A 6854-nucleotide genomic window follows, 5' to 3' on the forward strand; every position below is an offset into this window, starting at 1 on the left:
GTGCAGGCCCACGCCCACGGCTCTGGTCAGGGATTTAAGGGTACGTTGCTGAAGCATATGGGTGATTTTAAGTGTTGCAGCCGATTGCCGCAGTTGGAGTGTTTGATGGCCACCATAGCCAAAGTGCTACAGGTTTTGCCTTGTTACAGGTGCTGCCTGAAGAATGCCGTCCAGTGCGGCACCGCGACGAAGCGATTCTTCCAGTAGCCCGTGTGGAAAACCTTGCTGACACATCGGGCCATCATGGCGTTGACGTCGTCGCCGGGCATGGTGATGCCGCTGTTAAGTTCGGTCACGCCCGATTCGTCAACCAGAACATCGCATTTGGCATAGTGCGGCCCAAAGACATTGCGTTGCCGTTTGTAAGGCGCGTCGAAACTGTGGCCCTCGCCTTCCAGTACCACGATCTTCGCGTTGCCGCCGCGCCCGTTCATCCAGCCCACGTGGCGTTCACAGTACCGGCTCGGGGTTTCGTCGTCCACTTCACCCGTGATGAAAAGAAATGGGGAATTCACGTAGGCGTCACGCCGGGCATTGCGGTAACCGCAGTAGCCATACAAACCCACCACCGCATCGACGGGTTTGAGGTTGAAGTCGTCGGCGTACAAGCGCCGCATGTTGCGCTCAATCAGTGCGTGGGCGAATTTCTGCTGCATCATGACTGCGGCACCGCCACCCTGCGACTCACCGATGCTGCCGACCTTCTCGAAACCGCGGCCGCGCAGCCAGCCGGCAGCTGCGAGGCTGTCAATGGCCATATTGAATTCGTTACCGCCTTTGCGCGATGCCGCCGGATAGTCGTTGTGCGTCACGTCGATGCCTCGAGGCTTCCAGTGATCGATCACCAGCGCTGCGAAACCCTCCTTCTGAAGGCTGTCCACATAGTCAAACATCCGGCTGTCGATGCCCTGAGATCCGTGCGAGATCAGCACAATCTTCGTCTGCCCGGGCTGGCTGAACAGGTAGCCCTGCGCATCGAGCTTGTTGCAGACAAAGGGAGTACCCGCACACACCATGCTGGGCCAACTCACTTTTTCGGCCGCCTCGGGCCTGGCGGTCTGGGCGGGCGCAGACTGCGCGGACAAAACAACCAGCGCGGCGCAAAACCCTCGTATATCCATGGCGACCTCTTTGTTCTGGAGACGCTCTGCGTTGCAAGGCCAAAAAAAAGGGCGGACTACCAGCCCGCCCCTTTCGCCCTGCTTTGCGGGAACCTTAGTCAGCCTGCTTGCGCAGGAAGGCCGGAATCTCGAAGTCGTCCATCCCGCCGGAGGCCAGGGCATCGACTTTTGCGGCCGCCTGGGTCCGGTTGGTACGCCACACGCTGGGCACCGACATGTTGCCGTAGTCGGGCTGGGCCGATCCCATGGCCGTCTGCGCCGCACCGGCGCCATTGGCCGTTGTGTTCAGCGTCGGGACGTTGAACGGCACGTTGTCAGTACCCGTGCGCAGCACCTGCAGCGGCGGCGCATGGCGGCGCACGCCCTGGCGGGACAAGCCCGTTGCGACCACGGTCACACGGATATCGTCGCCCAGTTCATCGTCGTAGGCCGTGCCGTAGATCACATGCGCATCGGGGGAGGCGTATGCGCGGATGGTGTTCATCGCCAGCTTGGATTCGCTCAGCTTGAGCGAGCCCTTTGCCGCGGTGATCAGCACCAGCACGCCTTTGGCGCCCGACAGGTCAATGCCTTCCAGAAGCGGGCAAGCTACAGCCTGTTCGGCGGCGATGCGCGCACGATCAGGACCGTTGGCCTTGGCCGTTCCCATCATGGCCTTGCCGGGTTCACCCATCACGGTGCGCACGTCTTCAAAGTCGACGTTGACGTGGCCGGGCACGTYGATGATTTCGGCAATGCCGCCCACGGCGTTTTTCAGCACGTCGTTGGCATGCGCAAAAGCCTCATCCTGCGTGACGTCGTCGCCCAGCACTTCGAGCAGCTTTTCATTGAGCACCACGATCAGTGAGTCAACGTTGGCTTCAAGTTCTGCCAGGCCGAGGTCGGCGTTGGTCATGCGGCGACCGCCTTCAAAATCAAACGGCTTGGTCACCACGCCGACGGTCAGGATGCCCATCTCCTTGGCCACGCGTGCGATCACGGGGGCGGCACCGGTACCGGTGCCGCCGCCCATGCCCGCGGTGATGAACAACATGTGCGCGCCGGCAATGGCGCTGCGGATGTCGTCCACAGCCAGCTCTGCCGCATCGCGCCCCTTGTCGGGCTTGCTGCCCGCACCCAGGCCGCTGGCACCCAGCTGGATGGTCTTGTGCGCACTGCCGCGGCTGAGTGCCTGCGCGTCGGTATTGGCGCAGATGAATTCGACGCCTTGCACGCCGCATTCGATCATGTGCCCAACGGCGTTGCCACCACCGCCGCCCACACCGATCACCTTGATCTGTGTGCCCTGGTTGAATTCTTCGATTTCAATCATTTCGATGCTCATTGGGAGCCTCCTAATCAATAAACTGCAGTTGCCAAAATTTTCAGAACGTTGTATTTATGTTTGACATGACCGGCTTACGCAGGGGGATCCGCCCCGCCTGAATGCATACAACGTGAGGGCCTGCCGATAAAAGTGGAATAGGTATTCATCAGAAATTCCCCACAAACCAGTCTTTGACCCGGCCGAATGCGTTGTGCACACTGCCTGCCTTTTGCGACACCTTGTAGCCCCGCATGCGCGCCAGCCGGGCTTCTTCGAGCAAGCCCATGACCGTGGCGGCCCGGGCCTGGGCCACCATGTCTGACAGCGCACTGTTGTAGCGCGGTATGCCCCGGCGAACCGGTTTGAGGAAGATGTCCTCCCCGAGTTCCACCATGCCGGGCATGACGGCACTGCCACCGGTAATGACGATGCCCGAAGACAACACCTCTTCGTAGCCCGACTCGCGGATCACCTGCTGGACCAGCGAAAAAATTTCCTCGATGCGCGGCTCGATCACGCCCGCCAGGGCCTGCTTGCTCAGCATGCGCGGTCCCCGGTCTCCCAGCCCCGGCACTTCCACCTGCGTGTCGGGGTCGGCCAGCAGCTGCTTGGCGTAACCGCTTTCCACCTTGATGTCTTCAGCGTCCTTGGTGGGCGTGCGCAGCGCCATCGCGATGTCGCTGGTGATCAGGTCACCGGCGATCGGGATCACCGCGGTGTGCCGGATGGCGCCACCGGTGAAGATGGCGACGTCGGTGGTGCCGGCACCGATATCGACCATGGCCACACCCAGCTCCTGCTCGTCCTGTGTCAATACCGCCAGACTCGAAGCCAGCGGGTTGAGCATGAGCTGATCGACTTCAAGCCCACAGCGCCGCACACATTTGATGATGTTTTCAGCCGCGCTCTGGGCGCCCGTCACGATGTGCACCTTGGCTTCCAGGCGTATGCCGCTCATGCCGATGGGTTCGCGCACGTCCTGGCCGTCAATCACGAACTCCTGCGGCTCCACCAGCAGCAGGCGCTGGTCGGTCGAGATGTTGATGGCCTTGGCCGTCTCGATCACGCGCGCTACGTCGGCCTGCGTGACTTCCTTGTCCTTGACCGCCACCATGCCGCTGGAGTTGATGCCGCGGATGTGGCTGCCGGTAATGCCGGTGTAGACGCGGGCGATCTTGCAGTCGGCCATCAGTTCAGCCTCTTTCAGGGCCTGCTGGATGCTTTGCACCGTGGCGTCAATATTGACGACCACCCCGCGTTTGAGCCCGTTGCTCGCCGCGATGCCCAGGCCGGCAAGCTTGAGCTCCCCGCCCGGCATGACCTCGGCCACCACCGCCATGACCTTGCTGGTTCCGATGTCCAGCCCGACCACCAGATCTTTGTATTCCTTGGCCATATATTTACCTTTTTTTCTTTCCGTCGTCTTTGTCAGCGGGGCTTCCCGTGGTGACACCCCTGAGCCTGATCGCATAACCATTGCCGTAACGCAGGTCGGCGGATTCCAGGTCCCGCCCGTACCGGGATGACACCTGCGTCACCGTGGCAATAAAGCGGCGGGTACGTGCCTGTATTTCGTCCAGCGACCCGTGCCCCAGTTCGATCACGGCGCCGCTGTCCAATTGGGCACGCCAGCCACCCTGGCCGGTCATCTGCAATTGCTCCAGCGTGGCATCTGTYTCGTCGAACATCGGCGCCAACGCCTGGTAGGCCTGCAGTACCTGCGCCGCCTGACCCGGCGGCCCATTGAGCACCGGCAGGTCTTCCGCCTCGACGTCGCCCTGGTTGGCCTCAAACACCTYACCGAAGCTGTTGACGAGCCGGGCGTCGCCCTCGGCCCCCCAGAACGCCACCGGTTTGTGTTCCTGCAGCACCACCTTCAACCGGTTCGGAAATTCGCGCTGCACCAGCGCCCTGCGCACCCAGGGAACGGACTCGAACACCGCGCGCGTGGCACCCAGGTTCACCGTGAAAAAATTGCCGGACAACCTGGGCGCCACATTGGCCCGCAGCGTGACGGCGTTGTTGTGCGCAAGGTCGCCCTCCACACGGATTGCGTTCAGGCTGAACAGGGACTGGCGCATGAGCCACGCCACAGCCAGTGACGCAACCATGGCGGCAAACGCCAGGCCCAGAACCACCGAGAAGGTATTCATGAGCTTGACGTCCAGCGGCAAGGAAGGCGGCAGTGGCAGGGTTCTGCTCAAGTGGCGGATCCTCCGTGTTTTTGGTGGTCGAGCGAAGCAGTCTTCAGCACTTCGATGCAAAGGTCTTCATACGAGATTCCGGCTGCTCGGGCGGACATGGGCACCAGCGAATGCCCGGTCATGCCCGGCGACGTGTTGATCTCCAGCAGGTAGGGCTTGCGCGTGGCCCTGTCTATCATCACGTCGGCGCGGGCCCAGCCACGGCAATTGAGAATGCGAAAGGTGTCCAGCACAAGCTGCTGGATGACAGCCTCTTCGCCCTCGGGCAGCCCGCAGGGAACCAGGTACTGGGTGCTGTCGGTGAAGTATTTGTTCTGGTAGTCGTAGTTGCCGTCGGGCGCCACGATGCGGATGACCGGCAGTGCGCGTGCCCCCGCACCGGTACCCAGCACCGGGCAGGTCACCTCGTCACCGCTGATGAATTGCTCGCACAGGACATCGGCATCGAGTTTTTCGGCCTGTGCCACAGCGCTGGCCATGGCGGAGCGTTCCGTCACCTTGGTCAGCCCGATCGACGAACCTTCGCGTGCCGGCTTGACGATCAACGGCAGGCCGAGCGCATCCGGCAAGGCAGCGATGTCTGCAGCGCCGTAAGTGCCACGGCGCAGCAGACGGTATTGAGGGGTTGGCAATCCTTCGGAGATCATCACGCGCTTGGTCATGACCTTGTCGATGGCCATGCTGGAAGCCATGACGCCGGAGCCGGTGTAGGGAATGCCCAGCAATTCGAGCGCACCTTGCACCGTGCCATCTTCCCCAAAGCGTCCATGCAATGCGATGAAGCAACGCTCGAACCCGTCCTTCTTCAGCTCGCTCAGGTCGCGCTCGGCAGGATCAAAGGCGAGGGCATCCACGCCGCGCGAGCGAAGCGCTTTCAGTACCCCGTTACCTGACATCAGCGAAACCTCGCGCTCGGCCGACAGCCCGCCCATCAGGACGGCGACTTTTCCAAAATTCAACGCGCCTGCTTTCATGCCCGGACCTCCCTGGTACCGCCATGCCCTGCCGGCTCCAGCATTTCTGCAACCCTTGCGGGCACCATGCCGATGGATCCGGCCCCCATGCACATCACGACGTCGCCATCCAGCGTGTTGTCGAGGATGGCCTGCGGCATGGCATCGATCTCATCCACAAAGACAGGTTCTACCTTGCCGGCCACGCGTAAAGCCCGCGCCAGCGAGCGTCCGTCTGCGGCCACGATGGGCGCTTCACCGGCGGCATACACCTCGGACAGCAGCACCGCATCGGCGTTGCCGATGACCTTGACGAAATCTTCAAAACAGTCACGCGTGCGGGTGTAGCGGTGCGGCTGGAAAGCCAGCACCAGCCGCCGGCCGGGGAAGGCGCCGCGCGCGGCAGCCAGCGTCGCGGCCATTTCCACCGGGTGATGGCCATAGTCTTCGATCACGGTGAAATGTCCGCCGCCCTTGGCCGGCATGTCCCCGTAACTCTGGAAGCGCCGCCCGACGCCCCGGAATTCAGCCAGCGCTTTCTGTACTGCCGCGTCGGGCACGTTGAGCTCAACGGCAATGGCAATAGCCGACAGGGCATTGAGCACGTTGTGCTCGCCGGCCAGGTTGAGCACCACGTCCATGTCGGGCAAGGTCACGCCATTGCGGCGCTGTGCCGTGAAATGCATTTGTGCGCCCACCGGCCGCACATTGACGGCGCGCACCTGCGCATCTTCGCCGAAACCATAGCTGGTAATGGGGCAGGAAACCTGCGGCAGGATGTCGCGCACAGCCGGGTCGTCGGTGCACAAGATCGCCGTTCCGTAAAAAGGCATGCGGTGCAGGAAGTCGACAAAAGCTTTCTTGAGGTTGCCGAAATCGTGACCGTAAGTCTCCATGTGGTCAGCGTCGATGTTGGTGACGACAGCCATTACGGGCAGCAGGTTCAGGAACGAAGCATCCGATTCGTCAGCTTCGACCACGATGTAGTCGCCCGAGCCGAGCTTGGCGTTGGCACCGGCGCTGTTGAGGCGCCCGCCGATCACAAAGGTCGGGTCCAGGCCGCCCTCGGCCAGCACGCTGGCGACCAGGCTGGTGGTGGTGGTTTTGCCGTGCGTCCCGGCAATCGCGATGCCCTGCTTCAKGCGCATCAGTTCGGCCAGCATCAGCGCGCGCGGCACCACGGGAATGCGTTTTTCACGCGCCGCCAGCACCTCGGGGTTGTCGGCCTGTACGGCGGTGGATGTCACCACGGCGTCAACCATCTCAAGGT

6 protein-coding genes are annotated in these 6854 nt (G+C 62.3%); all 6 read right to left on the reverse strand.

The features are described 5' to 3' along the window. Positions 1–143: 143 nt before the first annotated feature. Positions 144–1121 (reverse strand): dienelactone hydrolase family protein, encoded by a 978-nt coding sequence (locus AC1D1X_RS12040; protein WP_477668396.1) that lies wholly within the window; start codon positions 1119–1121, stop codon positions 144–146. A 94-nt stretch (positions 1122–1215) separates the two neighbouring features. Beyond that, entirely contained in the window at positions 1216–2445 is a 1230-nt protein-coding gene (gene ftsZ, locus AC1D1X_RS12045) for a cell division protein FtsZ (RefSeq protein ID WP_477698340.1), read from the reverse strand. A 148-nt stretch (positions 2446–2593) separates the two neighbouring features. Beyond that, positions 2594–3823, reverse strand: a complete 1230-nt coding sequence (gene ftsA / locus AC1D1X_RS12050) for a cell division protein FtsA (protein WP_431098281.1) — start codon at positions 3821–3823, stop codon at positions 2594–2596. A gap of 4 nt (positions 3824–3827) precedes the next feature. Then, positions 3828–4631 carry a cell division protein FtsQ/DivIB gene (locus AC1D1X_RS12055; protein WP_477698341.1) on the reverse strand — a complete coding sequence of 268 codons (804 nt, stop codon included), beginning with the start codon at positions 4629–4631 and terminating at the stop codon, positions 3828–3830. Continuing rightward, on the reverse strand, positions 4628–5605 hold the full coding sequence (locus AC1D1X_RS12060; protein WP_477668399.1) for a D-alanine--D-alanine ligase: 978 nt from the start codon (positions 5603–5605) through the stop codon (positions 4628–4630). The genes AC1D1X_RS12055 and AC1D1X_RS12060 overlap by 4 nt, the downstream gene beginning before the upstream one ends. Then, the coding region (murC, locus tag AC1D1X_RS12065) for a UDP-N-acetylmuramate--L-alanine ligase (RefSeq protein WP_477698342.1) at positions 5602–6854 on the reverse strand (1253 nt) is incomplete at its 5' end. The genes AC1D1X_RS12060 and murC, both read right to left, overlap by 4 nt.

This window comes from Polaromonas sp. P1_G4, from assembly GCF_056405475.1.

Coding starts and splice junctions, on each gene's coding strand:
- AC1D1X_RS12040 (WP_477668396.1), bottom strand. CDS start 1,121: ATGGATATACGAGGGTTTTGCGCCGCGCTGGTTGTTTTGTCCGCGCAG.
- ftsA (WP_431098281.1), bottom strand. CDS start 3,823: ATGGCCAAGGAATACAAAGATCTGGTGGTCGGGCTGGACATCGGAACC.
- AC1D1X_RS12060 (WP_477668399.1), bottom strand. CDS start 5,605: ATGAAAGCAGGCGCGTTGAATTTTGGAAAAGTCGCCGTCCTGATGGGC.